We start from the raw sequence: 255 nt of genomic DNA on the forward strand, positions 1-255 counted from the left end.
TGGTCCTGCGCGTCGTCATAAGCGTCGCGGGCCTCCAAAATGGCAGGGACGTGGCTTTCCGCCCATTCGCGCAGCATGGACAAGGGCTCCAGAAGGGACTTACCTACGGCCGTCAGCTCGTAATCCACCCGCGGCGGCACTTGGGCATGGACGGTACGCGTGATCAGCCCGTCCCGCTCCAACGTCCGCAACGTTTGAGTCAAGACCTTCGGTGTCACTACGTTGACCATCTTGCGGAGTTCGGAGAACCGCACC

Annotated in this window: 1 protein-coding gene; it reads right to left on the minus strand. The window is 62.0% G+C overall.

What is annotated here, in order from left to right; all coding sequences use genetic code 11:
• On the minus strand, positions 1 to 255 hold a 255-nt coding region (locus tag SB772_RS43295), incomplete at both ends, for a winged helix-turn-helix transcriptional regulator (RefSeq protein WP_410838936.1).

Origin of the sequence: Paraburkholderia sp. SIMBA_030 (assembly GCF_046535245.1) — a bacterium.
Taxonomy (GTDB): Bacteria; Pseudomonadota; Gammaproteobacteria; order Burkholderiales; family Burkholderiaceae; genus Paraburkholderia.